Genomic DNA, 16,911 nt, shown 5'->3' with positions numbered 1-16,911 from the left:
TGGGTCAGCAGGCGCCCTGGAACTCCCAGGGACCCCACTGCCCGCTGTTGGCCGGGTTCTCGCCCTGCGTCCACCACTTGGCCCGGTAGCGGCGGCCCTCGTGCGCGACGATGCTGCCACCCGAGTAGCTCGTGGTCGCGTTCCAAGTGGCGAGGCCGCCGCAGTTGTCACCGCCGGTCGGCGTGACCGAGGGCGACACCGTCGCGGTCGGTGTGGGCGACGGTCCGACCGCGCCCCGGGCGTGGTCGGCGGCCAGTGCGTAGCTCTGGCCACCGAAACTCAGCGTGAAGTTCGAGGGGCCGGCGATCGGCAGACTGTAGTTGAGGGTGACCTCGGCGAACGAGCCCGGCGCGATGGCCGTCGGCACGGTGAGCCGCACCCGGTGGAAGTCTCCCTTCAACCCGCCGACGTTGCTGCCGGTGTGCCCGGTGGACACCACCGAGAGCGCCCACCCGGACTGCTGCCCGAGCGTGCCCGGAGCCGAGGTGGGGTAGTCGAACTCGAGCTGGGCCCCGGCCGGGATCGTGGTACCCGAGTTGTTGGTCAGGCGCAGTTCGGGGTTGATCGGGTAGTTGTTGTCGCCGAGCGCGAAGCCGCCCATCGTCACCCCGACGTTCAGCGTCTGCGTCGGCATGGTGATGCCCGCTTTCCGCTGTCCGTAGGGGCTGGCGGCGCGGAACCTGTCGTAGATCAGGTTGGTCATCGTGTTGCCCATGAAGTACTCGCCGCGCTGCGGGTTCCACGCGTAGTCCCCGGCCAGCTCCCAGATCATGATGCCGCCGATGCCCTTGGCCACGACGTAGTCCGCCTTCGCGGCGATGGACTGCTCGTCCTCGGTGGACAGGTACACCTGCTTCTGGCTGTTCCACAGCCAGGGGGCGACCAGGCTGGGCGAGTAGTGGCGGGTGTAGGTGCCGGTGAGCTGGTCGGTCGGGTCGGTCCCCGGGGTCAGCCCGTACGCCTCCAGGTAGCTCCCGCTCCGCCCGTCCTGGAGGTTCTTCGCGTGCCACATCGGGTTGGCGCCGGCCGACACCTCGTTGCCGTTCTCCAGGTCGTGCCAGATGTTGTCGATGCCGATCGCGCCGTTGCCGCAGGGGACGGTCGATCCGATGGTCCCGCCCGTTCCGGCCGGACACTTGGTCTGGTCGGGCAGCGCCGCGCGGCCCCACAGTCCGTTGGTGCCGCCGGTCACGCCGCGCCACCCACGGGTGTAGTACGGCACGCCGATGTTGATCCGACCGGACTGCATCGCGCCCCGGTAGTAGTGGTACGCCCAGTCGGTGTTCAGGTATCCGATGTTCTGGTACGCCCCGTACACGCCACCGGCGGCGAGTTCGGCGTCCTGCCCGTCGTCGTAGAGGGCGGCGTTCGGACCGACGAAGTGGTTCCACGCCCCGTGCAGGTCGTAGCTCATGATGTTGGCGTAGTCCAGGTACTGCAGTGTCTGGTACGACTCCATGCCGCGCAGCAGCCAGCCGGAGGCGGGCGCGGCGATGGTGAGCATGTAGTACCTGCCGTCGGCGGCCGCGGCGGCGTCCAGCTTCTCCCGCAGGGTCCGCATGAGCACCTGGTAGGAGGCGTTCAGGCCGGCCCGCTTGGCGTCGGCCTGGGCGAAGTCCTGCGGGTGGCCGGCCTTGTTGTTCGACGTCGGGTACTCGTAGTCGATGTCCACCCCGTCGAAGCCGTACGTGCGCAGGAAGCTGACCACCGAGTCGGCGAAGGTGTTGATGCCGGCGGTGTTGACGGTGTTGCTGCCGGTCGTGGTCATCCGGTAGAAGCCGCCGGCGTCGACCCGGGTGCCACCGGCGTCGATATAGCCGCCGGTCTCGGCCCAGCCGCCCACGCTGACCAGCGTCTTCACGTCCGGGTGCTGCTTCTTGAACTTGTTGAGCAGGTTGAAGTGGCCGGTGTACGAGTACTGCGGGTCCATCTCCGCGCCCGCCACACCCGGCCAGGTCATGTTGGTGGCGGGGTTGTCGGGCGCGGTGGGCGCGCCGACGGAGATCTTGTTCGCCGCGTCCACGTGCGCGAAGGCGTAGTTGATGTGTGTGATCTTGTTCCAGGGGATCTGGTTCGCCAGGTACGCCGGGGCGCCGTTCTTGCCGGTGCGCCAGCTGGTGAAGTATCCGATGATCCGTCGCTTGTGGTCGGCACCCATGACCTCGCGGCCCTCGGTGTCGTAGACGTCGCAGTAGGGCACGGTGACGCCGGGCGTGCGGTAGAGCCCGTCCGGTCGGCACTGCGCGTGGTCCACCTCGGCGGAACTCGCCTGACCCGCCACCGCCACGACCGCCGGCACGATCAGCAGGCCGGCGACGCTCGTGGCGATGAGATGCGGTAGTCGCCTCCGACGCATGAGATGCCTCCCAGCTTCAGTAAGGAAACTTAACAGTTAGGTTAACGAATATATATCGAGGTAGATGCGGTGGCAAGGGCGACGGCGCGTACCGCACCGGCCGCCCGCCGGGTCCTGCCGACTCCTCGACGGCCACGGACTCGTCGCCGCCGCCGAAGGGGTGACCGCCGATCCACCGCGCCCGGGTCGCCGATCCATCGAGGCCCATTGGTAATTCGTATTAGCATCTTGACGCCGCGGAGGCGACGCGACCAGACTCATCGACCAACGAACCGTCCGCGACGAGCACCGTCCCGTCCGGTCACTCGGCGAGGTCGAGTGACACCCGCCCGTCGCGGCCGGCCCGCTCCCCTGCCACCCGTCGGCTCGCCTCACGAATGGAGGGATCGCGATGACGCGTACCCCTGAAGGCTTCTTCTCCCGACGCGCGCTGCTGCGTGGCGCGGCGGCCGCCGGTGTCGCGACCGCGACCACCGGCGCCGGCCTCGCCGCGACGGCCACGCCAGCGCTCGCCGGACCAGCCGGATTCCCCAACTACCGGTACGTGCGCGACGCGTTCGCCACACCGCTGCGCTACAACCCGACCGGTGAGTTCATCTTCCCGTGCGTGCGCGGCGTCTACGACAAGATCAGTAACTATCGCGGCCGCTACTACCTCTACTACGCCCCGCACGACGCGCCCGGCGGGATCTGCCTCGCCTACGCCGACCGGCTCGAAGGCCCCTACACCGAGTACCCCAACAACCCCATCGTCGACCGGCAGCTGCCGACCACGACGGTGAGCCACGTGTCGTCGCCGCACGTCATCTGGGACGCGCCGACCCGGCAGTTCTACCTGTACTTCCACGGCGAGAACTACACGACCCGGGTCGCCCGGTCGACCGACGGCATCCACTTCACCGACGAGACGCCGATCCTGTCGACCAGACTGGTGCCCGGCACCAGCGAGACCTCGTACGCGCGGGTCTTCGAGCACTCGGTGGCGGGCAAGGGCAACCGCTACGTGATGGTGTTCATGGGCAACACCGCGGGGAGCAGCAGCTGGGGCAGCCGGAAGATCTTCTGGGGCTGGTCGCCGAACGGGTGGAGCGGCTGGCAGTTCGACCCGAACCCGCTGGTGTCACCGTCGGGCGACGGGCTCACCGACATCTCCGCGCCGCACCTGCTCAAGCGCAACGGCACCACGTACGTCGCGTACCACGGCAACAGCGGCAACATGTACCTGACCGAGGTCGGCAACAACTTCGACCGTGAGGTCCACCTCGGAGTGTTCCACCGGCCGATCGCGTCCGACAACGGTCGGGTGGCGGCGCCGACGTTCGGCACCGACGGCGGCGTCTCCTACATGCTCTACGAGGCCGGGCACCGCCTCGACGCCAGGATCTGCGTGGCCCGCGCGGTCTGACAACCCCCTGCGCGACAGGTGTGTCGCGGGTGGTCAGGGCGGTGCCGATCTTCCCCGGTTCGTACGGCCCGGCGCGAACCTCGGCACCGCCACCGCCCTCGTCCGGGACCCGAACCCCGGCGACCCGTCCCGCATCGCGGCAGCCGTGAGCCGTCGACGAGCCATGTCCGCGTTCCCTCGTCGACGGCGTCGCGGTGCCCCCTGCCACCGCGGGCTGGGGTTGGCTCGCCCGTCAGCGGCGGTGCGGGCCGGCGCGCCATCAGCCCTTGACGCTTCCAGCGGCCATGCCCGACACGATGTAACGCTGCAGGAGCAGGTAGAGAGCCACGGCGGGCAGCGTGTAGATCATTCCGACGGACATGACGGTCTGGACCGGTGTGCTGATCTCCCCGATGAATCCGGCGAGTCCCACGGACATCGGCTGGAGTCCGGGGTCGGTGAGGAAGCTCACCGCGAAGATGTACTCGTTCCAGCCGTGGAAGAACGCGATGACAGCTCCGGCTGCCATGGTGGGCGCCACGATGGGAACGATCACCCGCCACAGGGTGCTGACCGGTGAGCAGCCGTCGATTTTGGCCGCGTTGTCGAGGTCGCGTGGCACGGTGTCGATGGCGTTCTTGAGGATCCAGGTCACGACCGGCAGCACGAAGGCGGTGTTGCCGAGTACGAGCCCGCTGCGGCTGTCCAGCAGATCGAGCGTCTTGAACACGGACAACAGCGGCACGACGAGCACCGCCTCGGGGAGCATCTGGGTCACCAGGAGTCCGATGCCGACGAGCACCTTGCCGCGGAAGCTGAACCGGGACATCGCGTAGGCGATCGGCACGGCCAGGATCATCGTCAGGAGCGTCGTCCCAGCGGCGATCATGGCGCTGTTGGTGAGCCAGCCGACGATGGTCGTGTCGCTGAACACGTCGGCGAACGTGCTCAACCCCGACAGGTCTGGCAACAGGGGCGGTCGGTCGCCGAACAGCTCGTCGTCGGTACGGGTGGCGGTGACGAGCATCCAGTAGAACGGGAACACGGCGAGACCGACGAGGGCGAGCACGATCGTGACGGCTCCGGTCAGCCCCATCCGGTGCTTGATTCCATGACGCATGGCTAGGCCGACTTCTCTGCTCGGTTGCTGACAACGAAGAAGATGACGGTGATCGCCAACGAGATGACGACGCCGACGAACCCGACGGCGGCCGCATGCCCGAGCTCACGCTCGACGAAGCCCCGTCGATAGAGGTCGATGACCAGGGTGTTGGTGCTCCCCGCCGGTCCGCCCTGGGTCATCAGCCAGATCAGCTCGAAGCGGCGGATCGACCAGATGGTCATGAGCAGGGCCAGGATCGAGATCGTGGGCTGGATGACCGGCCAGGTGACGGCCCGGAAGCGTTGTGTCCAGGTGGCGCCGTCGAGCAGCGCCGCCTCGTGGAGTTCCTCGGGAACGGCCTGAAGCGCGGCGAGGATGATCACGGCGGTGAAGGGGAACAGCTGCCAGATCGTGATGAAGAGGATCGTGCCCAGGGCTCGGGACGTGCTGTCGAGCCACTGCCCGTCGCTGGGCGCGAGGCCGACGCCGCCGAGGGCGTCGTTCGCCACACCGTACTGGGGGTTGAAGATCCACGCCATGACGAGCGCGACGGCGACGGCCGGCGCCGCCCAAGGGATGATCAGCAGTGATCGCGCGAGGCCGCGGCCCTTGAACTTACGGTTCATCAGGAGCGCCGTGCCGAGGCCGAGGAGCATCGTTCCGGCGACGCAGGCGACGACGTACACGATCGTCACGCGAACGGCGTCGAGGAACCCGGGGTCGGCGAAGACATCGCGGTAGTTGTCCAGGCCGATCAGGTCGATGCTGGTGGGGTTGAGCAGGCTCGTGTCGGAGAAGCTCAGCACGACCTGCTGGAGGAACGGGATGCCCTGGAACGCCACGAGGTAGATGACGGCCGGCGCCGCGAGGAGATAGGGCAGCAGACGCTCACCCGGCCGTCGTCGCGGTGCCGGTTTCGGCCCGCCGACACGCTGGCGGCGGCGCGTCGATGTCACGTCGAGTACGGACATGTGTGACTCGTTTCGTCGGGGGAACGGGCGTAGGCCCGGGGGTGGACCGGCGGGACGGGGGCGGGGAGTGGGGGCGGCGCGGGGGCGCCGCCCCTCCCCTGGGCTGCTATTCGCCGGCGATCTGCTTGGCCTTGTCCTGCGCTCCGTCGAGTGCCTGCTGGATGTCGCCGCCTGACTGCAGCGCGTTGAGTACCGCCTGCACCACCGCGGAGCGGATCCGCGGCGTCTCGACCTCGAGCCCGGTCGGGATGAACGAGCGCGCGTGGTCGCTCTGCGCGTCGAACACCGTGACGAACGGCGACTTGGCGAGCTCCTCCGTGGTCCGTTCCACACCGGTGGCGACGAGGCTTCCGCCGAGGAAGCCCTGGACGGTCGTCTGCGCCTCCTTCCCGAGGAACCAGCGAACGAACGCTTCGGCCGCCTCGGGGTGCTTGGTGTTGGCGTTGATGCCGATGGCGGCCATCACCTGGCCGATGCTCCGCGTCGGGAAGGGCGCCGGCGCGGCGGCGATCGGGATGTCCGGGTTGGTGCCCCGGAGCACGGTCGGGATCCCGCCGTTGTCGATCATCATCGCAACCTTGCCGGTGGCGAACATCCGGCGGTAGTCGGCGGCGGTCGAGCCCTTCGGGATGACGCCGGCCTGGTAGACCTCGGCGAACGCCTTGACCCCGGCGACCGTCTGCGGACTGTTGATCGTGGGGTTGCCGGCGTCGTCGCTCCACGCGCCGCCCGCGCCGTAGACGAAGTTGCTCAGGTCGTACCAGACACCGGCCTCCTCGGCCTGGGTGGTCCGGAACGCAAACCCGAACCGGCCCGCCGTGGTCTGCTCCCGGGCGACCTTCTTGAACTCCTCGAACGTCGTCGGCGGCTGCTTGACGAGGTCGGGGTTGTAGATGAGCGCGTAGTTGGAGACGTCGAGCGGGACGCCCCACTGGTGGTCGTCCATCTTGAGCGACTCGGAGGCCGCGGTGAGGTCGATGCCCTTCACGACGTCGTCCAGCGGACGGATCAGTTTCGCGTCGGCGGCCTCGTAGATGTTCATCTGGTCGAACGCGATCACGTCGGGGCCCTTGCCCTGGCCGAGCTGCGTGAAGATGGTCGTGCCGAAGGACGCGAACGGGATGGAGACCGGTTCGATGACGTAGTCGTCCTGACTGGCGTTGAACTTCTCCAGCAGGGCCGTCAGCTGCGGGCCGCGCGTCGGCTCACCGAGCATCGACGCGGCGAAGGTGATGGTCTCCGGGCCGTCGCTGTCGCTGCCGGCGGAGCCGCCGCAGCCAGCGAGGAGGGCGAGTGCGGTGACGGCGCAGATGCTGACGCCGAGTCGGTGGTGTCGCATGCCTTACCTCTGATCTTCTCTGCCGCCAGGCACGCTGGCGAGGTGATCGGCAGGGTCGACGGGCGCACGGTGGGGGTGGTCGGGGGCGGTGTCGACTGCCGAGTCGGACGATGGTCCGGTGATCCGGATCGGGGGGACGGCCCCGGCGGCCATCCGGGCGAAGTGCGCGGCACCGAGGCTCGTGGCCTCGGAGATGTCCGGCAGTTCGTAGTCGCCGAGATAACGGCGCTTGATCTCGCGGACCGCGCGGCTGGTCAACCCGCCGCCGGTCATGATGCGTCGCCGTGCGGGGATCCCCGCCACGACGTCGAGTTGGTGGACCAGGTAGGCGGCGCGTTCCTGCACCGCCTCGATGACGGCTCGCCACACCTCCGCCCGGTCCGGTTCGTAGTCGATGTTGGTGAGCTGGGCCTGGTCGAGCCAGACGTTCGAGACGCGGGGCCCGTCGACCCGAGGAACCACGGCGAGTGCCGCCGCGTCCAGCGCCGGCAACTCGTCGCGCTGGATCCCCATGAGCTTCAGGAACCGTCCCATGCCGATCCCGCTGCGCACGCTGGCCATGGCCTGCAGCCGTCCGGGGAACACGTCCCGGCCGACGGAGAGCTCGCGGTTCACGGCATCCACCAGGTTGAGCGCGTTCCACGGGCGCTCGGGAAGGTGCCGGATGATCGCCTCGCCGGTGCCACACGAGTCGACGAGATCGGCGTCGTCGAGGGCGCCCAGCCCGACCGCGGCCACGAGGTGGTCGAGGCCGGCGATGGTGACGTGCGCGCCGTGGATCCTGGCCGGCCCGGTCGTCACCCGGCCGATCGAGGTTCCCGCCCCCACCCGGTCGGGCAGCAGGGTCGGCGGCACGCCCGCCCAGATGCTGGTCTCCTCCGACTGGCGGCCGGAGACGACGTCGAGCAGTCCGGTGCGGCTGGCCAGCGACGCCTCGCCGGCGATCGTTCCGGTCAACTGGAACGCCAGCCACTCCTGGATGCTGAGCCACCGGACCCACTGCGACAGCGGGGTGTACCGCTCGGCCAACCAGGCGAACTTGAACAGCGACGGCTTGAGGTTCACCGGCAGGCCGCTGCTGCCGGTGAACGCCTCCAAGCCGAGCGTGACGGCGAGCCGGTCGAGTTCGTCGGCGCCGTGCACGTCGTACCAGGGCAGGCCGGGGGCCAGGACGTCGCCCCGCGCTCCCAGTGGCACGCCGGTCTCGCCGAACCCGGTGAGGCCGATGCCGACCACCCGGCCCGCCGGGTGGTCGTCCAGCACCGCTTCGAGGTGCTGGAGTACCTCGTCGAGCAGTCGGGCCGGGGTGAGGATCGTGACCCCCGCCGTACGCTCCCAGGGGGTGGCTCGAGAACTCAGCGCGACGGTGTTCCCGTCGGGGTCCACGATCTGGATCTTCGTGTACGTCGTGCCGACGTCGACGCCGAGATAGAGCTCGTCGGCGGCTCTGGTCATGGGAGGTCCCCGGTCCTGCCCTCGAAGGTGTCGACGTACGACACGAATCGGCCGGCGATCTCCGCGCGGGCCTGCTCCGGGTCGAGTCGGCCGGTCATCAGCCCCTTCAGGCTCGGTGCCCACGTGCTGCGGCCGATCGCGAAGCCGGTGAAGCCGTCGGCCTGCCCGGCAGCGTGCAGCCAGCGCAGGATCTGCTCGTCGTCGGCACCACGGCCGAGAACGATGCACTCGACGTCGTCGCGGCCGTCCGCCCGCGCCTGTGCGGCAACCGCCTGGTACTGGTCTACGGTGGCGAGGCCCTCGACCTTCCAGATGTCCGCTTCGATGCCAGCCTGCTGGTAGGCACGGATCGTGTCCACCATGATCTGCGGGCGAAGCTCGGTGTCGAACCTCTCCCGGTCGCCGCCGATCCGCTCCAACTGCGCGGCGGAAGGGAGCACGAGGAGCTCCAGCATCAGCCGCTGACGCCGTGGGGACACCCACTCCGAGAGCTGCCGGAGCCGGGACATCGAGACGGCCAGCAGGTCGGCCGGCAGCGTCTCGTCGGCGATGGCGAGCACCTTCACGTGGTCCGGGTCGAACGCCTCGATGTGTACGTCGAACTGGTCGCCGTACTCGAGTTCGAAGACCCGTTGCAGGCTGCGCTCGGCCGGCATGGCCAGCACGAGACCCGCTCCGGCGACCTCCCGGGCGACATCGGCACCGTACTCCTCGTCGACGAGGACGCCGAGGGTCGACCGTTGCAGCCCGCGTGCCTCGATCGCCAGCGGCAACGACTCCCAGATGACGCGCTTGAGCGCGGAGTAGTCGACCGGCCGCCCCTGGTAGGTGCCCCCGTGCTCGCCGAACATCTTCGTCAGCGAGGCACGGTGGTCGAAGGCAAGCATGTACAACGTGCTCATCGGGTAGCTCCGATTCTCAAGGGGTGGCCGACACGGCGACGGTCTTGACGCGGGTGTAGAAGGCGAGCCCGTCCAGACCGTGCTCCTTGAACGCGGAACCGGACTCCTTGAACCCGCCGAACGCCTGGTGCACGTCCCAGCCGCTGGGGGCGAGGTTGACGACGACCTGGCCGGTCTCCATGCCACGGACGAACGCCTCCGCTGCGGCCAGGTCGTTCGTGAAGATGCCCGACGCCAGTCCGTATGTCGTCTCGTTGGCGATGCCGATCGCTTCGTCCAGGTCGTCGAACGGCATGACCGCGACGACCGGACCGAACACCTCGTCGGTCCAGATCCGCATGTCGGCGCTGACCCCCGTGACGACGGTGGGCCGGACGAAGCAGCCACGGGCCGCCGCGCCGTCGATGAGTCGCTCTCCGCCGGCGGCGATGACCGCGCCCTGCTCGCGGGCGGTGCCGATCATGGTGAGGACCTTGTCGAGCTGGCGCTGGTTCACCACCGGGCCCATGGTCGTCGCCGCGTCGGCGGCCGGTCCGACGGCGACCGCGCCGGCGCGGGCGACGATCTGCTCCACGACCTCGTCGTAGCGGTCCCGGTGGACGAGGAGACGGCTCACCGCGGTGCACCGCTGACCGGTCTGGCCGAAGATCGACGGCAGCAGCACCTCGAGCGCCCGGGTGACGTCGGCGTCGGCCATGATCACCGCCGCGTTCTTGCCGCCCATCTCCGTCTGCAGCCGGGTGCCGGTGCCCGCGATCGCCTGGCCGAGGTGGCGGCCGGTCGCGGTGGAGCCGGTGAACGTGATCCCCGCGATCCGGGGGTCGCGGACCAGGGTGTCGCCGATCTCCGCCACGTCGCCGGTGACCGTGTTGAAGGTCCCGGCGGGCAGTCCGGCGTCCTGCATCACCTGGGCGAGGAGCAACGCCACGGCGGGCGTGTCCGGGCTGGGCTTGAGCACCACGGTGTTGCCCCGGATCAGCGCGGGCGCGGCCTTGCGGACCGGCACCATCAGCGGGTCGTTCCACGGGGTGATGGCGAGGACGACACCAATGGGCTCGTGTCGGGTCGTGGTCACGACACCGGGGCGGCGGTCCGGCACGACGTCACCGTGCGGGAGACGACCGACGCCGGCGAAGAACTCCACCAGTTCGGCACTGCGCTCGACCTCGATCGTCGCCTCGGCGGTGGTCTTGCCCATCTCGCGGCAGATCGTGTCCCGGAACTGGTCGGCCCGCTCCCGGATGAGCGCGGCGACGGCGAACAGGTGCTTGCCCCGTAGCACGCTCGGCGTGTCCCGCCAGGCCGGCAACGCCGCGGCGGCGGCGTCGACGGCCGACCGGGCCTCGGCCGCGGACATCCGGGGCACGACCGCGACGACGTCGGCGGAGTCCGCCGGGTTCGTCGACACGTCCGTGCCGGCCGCGCCCTCGACGTACGTCCCGTTCACGAGGTTGCGCAGGGTCAGGGCGCTGGTGGTCACGGTGGCCTTCCCGGTGCTGGTGTCGCTCATTTCTCCACGACCTCCCACGGACCGACCAGGTAGCGGTCGAGGGCCTCCTCGGAAAAGCCGAACCCCAGCCCTGGTGTCTGGTGCAGTCGGATGACACCGCCGGCGACGTCGAGCTGACGATCGAGCAGCGCGCCGATGTTGTGGATGTCGTTACCGACGAAGTACTCGACGAAGGTCGCGGCCGGAAACGCGCCCACCATCGGCGCGTGCAGGTCGTGGAACCAGTGCGGGGCGAGCGACGCCCCGTAGGCGCTGGCCAGGTCGGCGATCTTCCGCAGTTCGCTCAGGCCACCGCAGACGGCCGCGTCGCACTGGAGGATCACCGCGGCCTCGGCGTCCAGAAGGCTCTTCGCCCGCCAGCGTCCGGCCTCGATCTCGCCGGTGGCGACGGTGATCGACGTCGCCTTCGCCAGCCGCGCGTGGTTCTCGATGTCGTCGGGCCCGAACGGCTCCTCGATGAAGTAGGGGTCGAACTCCTCCCAGCGACGCAACGCGCGGACGGCACTCGGCAGGTCACTCCACGCGTTGTTGGCGTCGAGCATCAGCACCCCCTCGGGGCCGACGACCTCTCGTGCCGCGGCGATCCGAGCCCGGTCCTCCTCGACCCCGACCCGCCCGACCTTGATCTTGAAGGCGGAGAAACCGAGGTCCTGGTAGCCCTGAAGCTCCGCCGCGAGCCCGTCGACACCCTTTCCGTCGAGGTAGTAGCCGCCGGAGGCGTATGCCGGGACCTCGTCGGAGTGGCCACCCAGGTACTTGTGCAGAGGCATGGCGGCAGCGCGGGCACTGCGGTCCCACAGCGCGATGTCGAGGGCGGACAGGCCACGGACGACCGAACCCACCCGACCGTGGAGCAGGGCCTCCTGGTACATCGCCTGCCAGGCACCCTCGATGAGGTCGGCGTCCCGGCCCAACAGGACGGGGGCCAGCAGGTCGCGCACCGCCAGCGTGGCGATGTTGGCCCCGCTGTGTCCGGGGTAGCAGAACCCGATTCCGGTCACGCCGTCGTCGGCGGTGATCCGGACGAGCGTGTACTCACGATTGGTGATCGTCCGTCGCGCGATGCCCGTGACCCGTGGTAGGGGCACGACGGCGGTGGCGACCTCGATCCGGGTGATGACAGGCATGCGGATTGGTCCTCGTCGGCTCTGCGAGCGCCTTGCCGCGCTCGTCGATCGCGGCCAACGTAAGACGGGCCTGGCCAGGCCGAATAGCAATCGCCAGTAACATTGATTTCCTCTATAGGAAATCCTGATGAAACAACCGCACAGGAGGACACGGGTGGAAACTCGCTGGCTGGAGACCTTCGTAGCGGTGGCGGACCGGCGCGGGTTCGCCGCAGCCGCCGTGGAGCTGGGCGTGTCCCAGCCCACCGTGAGCGCCCAGATCGCCGCGCTCGAGAAGGAGTTCGGCGTGGCGCTCTTCGACCGCGGCCGTCGTCCCATCGGCCTCACCGACCGGGGTCGCGCGCTGCTGGTCCACGCCCATGCGATCCTCGGGGAGATCGAGTCGGCCCGAGGCAACGTCAGCGAGTCGGTCGGGCGCAGGCGGGGGGAGGTACGCCTGGGCACCTACCCGAGCGCGACGGCCGGCTACGTCCCCGAGCTGTTGAAAGCCTTCCGGGCGGTGTATCCGATGATCCGGGTCCGGCTGGTCGAGCTGGGCGGCGCCCACCTCCACGACGCGGCGATCCAGGGCGACGTCCAGCTGTTCCTCCGCCAGACGACGCCGCCACTGTCGGACACGGTCTTTCGCAGCCACCCGATGTGGCGGGAGAAGTTCAAGGTGGTGACGCCCGCGCACCACCCACTGGCCAGATCTGCTGAGCCGCTGGCCCCCGCCCAGCTCCTCAAGCATCCGCTCATCATGACCGGCCGGTACGACACGGACGGCCTCCAGACCCACCCTCTCTGGTTCTCGCTCCGGCAGCCGCCCCCGCTGGTGTATCAGGTGAGCAACCCGCAGTCACTCGTCGCGCTGGTCGGCGCCGGCCTTGGTGTCGGGGTCACCACCCAACTGGCCATGGACGTGTCCCGCACCGACAACCTGCATGTCCGCGACATCGATCATCCCGACGCCGTTCGGGACGTCCGGGTGTGGTGGCCACGGCAACGCCGTCTGTCGCTCCCGGCTCAGACACTGCTGCAGTTCATGACCGAGACCGCCGGCGTCCCGTACAACACCATCGACGCGCGCAAGGAACCACGACCCGCATGATTCGGCCGGTGTCGCAGAGTGCGCTCGCCCTCGCCACGTACGGCAGACGGATCAGGGACTCAGGACGCTAGGACGGGACGTCGAGTCGGGTGCCGAGAGCCGCGAGCGCGGCGCGCACCCCGGCGGGGATCGCGTACCCGGGGTCCGGGGCGAAGTGCGGCGTGTGGTTCGAGGGCATGTCGCCGGGGTCCCGGCCGGGGCGGTACGCGCCGAACATCCAGAAGACGAGCGGCACACCGATCGCGTCGGCGAGCCAACCCACGTCCTCGCTGCCGGTCGCCCGCAGATCGCGCGCGACGTTGTCCGGCCCGAAGACGGCGTCGAGGGCCGCCGCCACCTCAGCGGTCTGCTCCGGCGCGTTGAAGCACCGGGGGAAGCGGCTGATCTCCTCGATCCTCGGCTCGGGCGCGCCGCTCGCGCTCGCCTCGGCGGCGATCACGCGGCGGACGGCGGAAAGCACGGTCTCCCGCGTCTCGGCATCCGGCGTGCGGATGTTGAGCGAGAGGATTGCCTCGTCGGGGATGATGTTCTCCTTGGTGCCGGCGTGGAAGGTGCCGACGGTGAGCACGGCCGGGGACCCGGGTTCCACCTGCCGGGAGACGACGGTCTGCAGGCGGGTGACGAGATGGGCGCCGAGCACGATCGGGTCGATGGACTCGTGCGGGCGGGCCCCGTGCGCGCCGCGTCCGCGCAGGCGCACGCGCCACGAGTCGCCGAGGTTCATGACGTTCCCGACGCCGATCCGCACCTGGTCGCTCGGCAGGGATGTCACGTGCTGCGCCAGCACCGCCTCGGGCCGCGGGGCCTTCTCCCACAGCCCGTCCTCGACCATCGCCGCCGCCCCCGCGGCCGTCTCCTCGGCCGGCTGGAAGATCCAGACGACGGTGCCGGCCCAGGCGGCCCGGTTCTCGGCCAGCACGCCGGCAGCCGCGAGCGCGACCGTCGTGTGGAGGTCGTGGCCGCAGGCATGCATCACCCCGGACACCGATCCGTCCGGCAGGTGGCCCTGGTCGGTGCTCGCGTAGGGCACGCCCGACTCCTCCCGGATCGGCAGCCCGTCGAGATCCGCGCGGTAGGCCACGACCGGTCCCACACCGTTGCGCAGGACGCCGACGACGCCCGTACCGCCGCACCGGAACGTCTCGACGCCCAGGTCGGCGAGTCGCGCCTCGACGAACTCGGCGGTCCGGTGCTCCTGTCCGGACAGTTCGGGATGGGCGTGCAGGTGGCGGTAGACGGACAGCGACGCCGCCAGCCGGCTCCCGTTCCAGAGCCGGCTCAGGGCGGCACCCGCCGCACCCGCCCGGTTCACGCCGGCACCGGGGCCGTGGCCTCGAAGCCCTGCGCCAGCTCGTCGAGGGCAGCCGTGACGCTCGCGTCGACGACGAGTTCGGCGCCCGCCACGACGTCGTCCAGATGCGCCTCGCGCCGGATGCCGCAGATGACGTTGACGGCGTCCGACGACGCGAGCAGGTAGGCGATCGCCAGCGCGCCGGGGGTGGTGCCCAGGGACGAGGCGACGGCGGTCAGCCCCTCGACCAGGTCCATGGCCGGTCCGAAGCGGTCGCCGAACAGCGGGTCGTCACGCCGGGAGCCTTCGCGCGCCGGCGGCGCGGACCTGGTGAACGCGCCGGCGAGCAGCCCGTTCGCCAGCGGTGAGTAGGCGTGCAGGGACAGCCCCGTCGACGCGCACAGCGGCAGGATGTCGTCACGCACCTCGCGGGAGAGGAGGTTGTACCTGCGCTGGACGATCTCGATCGCGTCGTGCGCGAGGTAGGTCTCGACGTCCTCGGGAGGGCAGTTCGACGCGCCGATCGTGAGGATCTTCCCCTCGTCGCGCAGTGCGAGGAGGGTCGCGATCGTGTCCTCGATCGGCGTCACGAACGGCGGCATCGCCGGGTTGTGGGTGTAGTAGATGTCGATGCGGTCGGTGCCGAGGCGGCGCAGGCTCTCCTCCACCTCGATCCGGATGGTCCGCGGGCTGAGGTTGCGCTTGACGGCGTGCCCGTCCCACGTGAAGCGGTAGCTGCCCTCGTCGTCTCCCCACCACAGTCCGCACTTGGTGGCGATGACGACCTCGTCGCGGCGACCGCGAACGGCTTCGCCGATCACCTCCTCGCTGTGGCCGAATCCGTAGACCGGCGCGGTGTCGATGACGTTGACACCACGGTCGAGGGCGGCGCGTACGGCGCGGACCGACACCGCGTCGTCGGCATCGGGGTAGCGGAATCCGCCGCCGATGCCCATGGCGCCGAAGGTGACCACGGACGCCTTCAGCGAGGTCCGTCCGATCGGGCGGTACTTCATGCGTTGTTCTCCTCGAACTCACTCGATCCACGGGACGGGCGGCCGTCAGTCGGGCCGGTGGCGCGGCGGCGGCTCACCCGCGGCGCCCGGCTGACGGCCGCCGCTACTCGGCGACGGCTCCGTCGGCCGGTGTCAGGTCATGTCGAGGCGGAGGACTCCGCCGACTCCGACGTTCTCGGCGGCATGCTCCTTGATGATGACCACCACCTTGACGGTGTCGCCCCAGTCGGTGGCCTGGACGACGTCGTGCAGCGCCTTCACCATCCGGCGCTTGAGTTCCACGCTCTTGTCGGGCGCGGTGTACAGGAAGAACGTGATCTCGTAGCCGTCCTTCACCGTGCAGTTCTCGGGTGGCAGCGGCACGAGGTAGACGCTGCGCATGTGCGGGGGCAACGCGAAGGCGGTGTGCGCCGCACGCCCGATGTCGTCGACGAACGTGGGGAGGTCGACCTTGTCGAGCGGGAGATCGGTCATGCCGACGACGCTGACCATGGGGTTTCCCTTCCTGGGGTCGTGGTGCGATGGGCTGGCGAGGACTCAGGGCGTCTTCTTGAGGCCCTGGTAGGTGTTCGCGATCCAGGTCTTGTAGTCCGTGGACTGCATGAACTTGGTCGCCGCGTCGAGCCAGGCGGTGTTCTCGTAGCCCTTCCGGACGACCCAGAGCGTGCCTCCGTACCTGCCGTAGACCTCCGGCGTCTCCTCGTAGAGCGCCTTGATCGAAGGGTCCTTCATCAGGTGCACGGTGATCGACGGAGCGGTCATCGCGTCCAGGTCGGGGAAGGCCGCGGCCTTGCTGCGCGGGTTGACCTCGACCCAGCGGAGGTTCTTCGGGTTGGCGGTGACGTCGAGGATCGTGGGCACCTCCACGCCCTTCGCGAGCTCGATGAGGCCGTTGGCGGCGAGGAGTTGGAGTTCCCGGGCGCGGTTGGCGGAGTCGTTGGCGATGCCGATGCGCGCGCCGTTCGGGAGCGCGTCGGCCGAGGCGTGCTTGCTCGAGACGAACTGCACGGCCGTGGTCTGCAGCCAGGGGCCGTACGTGACGAGCGACGACCCGTTGCTCTCCTGGTAGCTCTTGAGGTAGTTGGCGTTCTGGAAGAAGTTGGCGTCGATGCTGCCGTCCTCGGTGGCCCGGTTCATGGCGATGTTGTCGTCGAACACCTGGACCTTCATCGTGTAGCCCTGCTTGGCCAGATGCTCGGCCACGAAGTTCAGGTCGGGCTCCTCGCGGGCGAGCACGCCGATCGTGACCGTTTTGCCATCACCTTCGGCGGCGGAGCCGGACGAGCAGGCGCCGACGGAGACGGCGAGGGCGACGACAAGCAGCGGGATCGCTCTCCTGAGGGGATTTCTCATGGGGGTGTTGCCTTT

The 16,911-nt window shown here is 69.5% G+C and carries 14 protein-coding genes; 2 read left to right on the top strand and 12 right to left on the bottom strand.

The window, feature by feature from the left end; translation table 11 throughout:
• Window positions 1-4: 4 nt before the first annotated feature.
• Window positions 5-2,356: a chitinase C-terminal domain-containing protein gene (locus GA0070618_RS22860; RefSeq protein WP_088983451.1), complete on the bottom strand. Its 2,352-nt coding sequence runs from the start codon at window positions 2,354-2,356 to the stop codon at window positions 5-7.
• A 391-nt stretch (window positions 2,357-2,747) separates the two neighbouring features.
• Here GA0070618_RS22860 and GA0070618_RS22855 point away from each other — a divergent pair, with 391 nt between their 5' ends.
• A complete protein-coding gene (locus GA0070618_RS22855) occupies window positions 2,748-3,761 on the top strand; it encodes a glycoside hydrolase family protein (protein WP_088983450.1) in 1,014 nt (337 codons plus the stop codon).
• Window positions 3,762-4,020: 259 nt separating this feature from the next.
• Here GA0070618_RS22855 and GA0070618_RS22850 read toward each other — a convergent pair whose 3' ends face one another.
• The 7 genes from GA0070618_RS22850 to GA0070618_RS22820 form a co-directional block, all read right to left on the bottom strand.
• Complete coding sequence (locus GA0070618_RS22850) at window positions 4,021-4,860, bottom strand: carbohydrate ABC transporter permease (RefSeq protein ID WP_197701602.1); 840 nt, start codon at window positions 4,858-4,860, stop codon at window positions 4,021-4,023.
• A 2-nt stretch (window positions 4,861-4,862) separates the two neighbouring features.
• A complete protein-coding gene (locus GA0070618_RS22845) occupies window positions 4,863-5,813 on the bottom strand; it encodes a carbohydrate ABC transporter permease (RefSeq protein ID WP_088983448.1) in 951 nt (316 codons plus the stop codon).
• A gap of 106 nt (window positions 5,814-5,919) precedes the next feature.
• Window positions 5,920-7,152: an ABC transporter substrate-binding protein gene (locus tag GA0070618_RS22840; protein WP_088983447.1), complete on the bottom strand. Its 1,233-nt coding sequence runs from the start codon at window positions 7,150-7,152 to the stop codon at window positions 5,920-5,922.
• A 3-nt stretch (window positions 7,153-7,155) separates the two neighbouring features.
• Complete coding sequence (locus tag GA0070618_RS22835) at window positions 7,156-8,607, bottom strand: FGGY-family carbohydrate kinase (RefSeq protein WP_088983446.1); 1,452 nt, start codon at window positions 8,605-8,607, stop codon at window positions 7,156-7,158.
• On the bottom strand, window positions 8,604-9,509 hold the full coding sequence (locus GA0070618_RS22830; protein ID WP_088983445.1) for a 2-deoxy-5-keto-D-gluconate 6-phosphate aldolase domain-containing protein: 906 nt from the start codon (window positions 9,507-9,509) through the stop codon (window positions 8,604-8,606). The genes GA0070618_RS22835 and GA0070618_RS22830 overlap by 4 nt, the downstream gene beginning before the upstream one ends.
• Window positions 9,510-9,525: 16 nt before the next feature.
• Entirely contained in the window at window positions 9,526-11,019 is a 1,494-nt protein-coding gene (locus GA0070618_RS22825) for an aldehyde dehydrogenase family protein (protein ID WP_088983444.1), read from the bottom strand.
• Window positions 11,016-12,146, bottom strand: coding sequence for a mandelate racemase/muconate lactonizing enzyme family protein (locus GA0070618_RS22820; protein WP_088983443.1), 1,131 nt, complete (start codon window positions 12,144-12,146; stop codon window positions 11,016-11,018). The genes GA0070618_RS22825 and GA0070618_RS22820 overlap by 4 nt, the downstream gene beginning before the upstream one ends.
• A 154-nt stretch (window positions 12,147-12,300) precedes the next feature.
• Here GA0070618_RS22820 and GA0070618_RS22815 point away from each other — a divergent pair, with 154 nt between their 5' ends.
• Window positions 12,301-13,236 carry a LysR family transcriptional regulator gene (locus GA0070618_RS22815; protein WP_170107898.1) on the top strand — a complete coding sequence of 312 codons (936 nt, stop codon included), beginning with the start codon at window positions 12,301-12,303 and terminating at the stop codon, window positions 13,234-13,236.
• A 67-nt stretch (window positions 13,237-13,303) separates the two neighbouring features.
• Here GA0070618_RS22815 and GA0070618_RS22810 read toward each other — a convergent pair whose 3' ends face one another.
• From GA0070618_RS22810 to GA0070618_RS22795, 4 genes are all read right to left on the bottom strand, one after another.
• Entirely contained in the window at window positions 13,304-14,548 is a 1,245-nt protein-coding gene (locus tag GA0070618_RS22810) for an amidohydrolase (protein WP_197701601.1), read from the bottom strand.
• A complete protein-coding gene (locus GA0070618_RS22805; protein ID WP_088983441.1) occupies window positions 14,545-15,543 on the bottom strand; it encodes an aldo/keto reductase in 999 nt (332 codons plus the stop codon). The genes GA0070618_RS22810 and GA0070618_RS22805 overlap by 4 nt, the downstream gene beginning before the upstream one ends.
• A gap of 132 nt (window positions 15,544-15,675) precedes the next feature.
• The gene (locus tag GA0070618_RS22800) at window positions 15,676-16,017 is read right to left on the bottom strand and encodes a tautomerase family protein (RefSeq protein ID WP_157748988.1); all 342 of its coding nucleotides are present in this window, start codon (window positions 16,015-16,017) and stop codon (window positions 15,676-15,678) included.
• A 63-nt stretch (window positions 16,018-16,080) separates the two neighbouring features.
• The gene (locus GA0070618_RS22795; RefSeq protein ID WP_088983439.1) at window positions 16,081-16,896 is read right to left on the bottom strand and encodes a MetQ/NlpA family ABC transporter substrate-binding protein; all 816 of its coding nucleotides are present in this window, start codon (window positions 16,894-16,896) and stop codon (window positions 16,081-16,083) included.
• Window positions 16,897-16,911 lie beyond the last annotated feature (15 nt).

The sequence above is a fragment of the Micromonospora echinospora genome, from assembly GCF_900091495.1.
GTDB classification, from domain to species: domain Bacteria; phylum Actinomycetota; class Actinomycetes; order Mycobacteriales; family Micromonosporaceae; genus Micromonospora; species Micromonospora echinospora.
This window is presented reverse-complemented; position numbering and strand designations above follow the sequence as displayed.

What these genes read in the sequence shown, in the direction of transcription:
- GA0070618_RS22830 (WP_088983445.1), bottom strand. Translation starts at nt 9,509, where the DNA reads ATGAGCACGTTGTACATGCTTGCCTTCGACCACCGTGCCTCGCTGACG.
- GA0070618_RS22855 (WP_088983450.1), top strand. Translation starts at nt 2,748, where the DNA reads ATGACGCGTACCCCTGAAGGCTTCTTCTCCCGACGCGCGCTGCTGCGT.
- GA0070618_RS22825 (WP_088983444.1), bottom strand. Translation starts at nt 11,019, where the DNA reads ATGAGCGACACCAGCACCGGGAAGGCCACCGTGACCACCAGCGCCCTG.
- GA0070618_RS22840 (WP_088983447.1), bottom strand. Translation starts at nt 7,152, where the DNA reads ATGCGACACCACCGACTCGGCGTCAGCATCTGCGCCGTCACCGCACTC.
- GA0070618_RS22850 (WP_197701602.1), bottom strand. Translation starts at nt 4,860, where the DNA reads ATGCGTCATGGAATCAAGCACCGGATGGGGCTGACCGGAGCCGTCACG.
- GA0070618_RS22795 (WP_088983439.1), bottom strand. Translation starts at nt 16,896, where the DNA reads ATGAGAAATCCCCTCAGGAGAGCGATCCCGCTGCTTGTCGTCGCCCTC.
- GA0070618_RS22805 (WP_088983441.1), bottom strand. Translation starts at nt 15,543, where the DNA reads ATGAAGTACCGCCCGATCGGACGGACCTCGCTGAAGGCGTCCGTGGTC.
- GA0070618_RS22800 (WP_157748988.1), bottom strand. Translation starts at nt 16,017, where the DNA reads ATGACCGATCTCCCGCTCGACAAGGTCGACCTCCCCACGTTCGTCGAC.
- GA0070618_RS22860 (WP_088983451.1), bottom strand. Translation starts at nt 2,356, where the DNA reads ATGCGTCGGAGGCGACTACCGCATCTCATCGCCACGAGCGTCGCCGGC.
- GA0070618_RS22820 (WP_088983443.1), bottom strand. Translation starts at nt 12,146, where the DNA reads ATGCCTGTCATCACCCGGATCGAGGTCGCCACCGCCGTCGTGCCCCTA.
- GA0070618_RS22845 (WP_088983448.1), bottom strand. Translation starts at nt 5,813, where the DNA reads ATGTCCGTACTCGACGTGACATCGACGCGCCGCCGCCAGCGTGTCGGC.
- GA0070618_RS22835 (WP_088983446.1), bottom strand. Translation starts at nt 8,607, where the DNA reads ATGACCAGAGCCGCCGACGAGCTCTATCTCGGCGTCGACGTCGGCACG.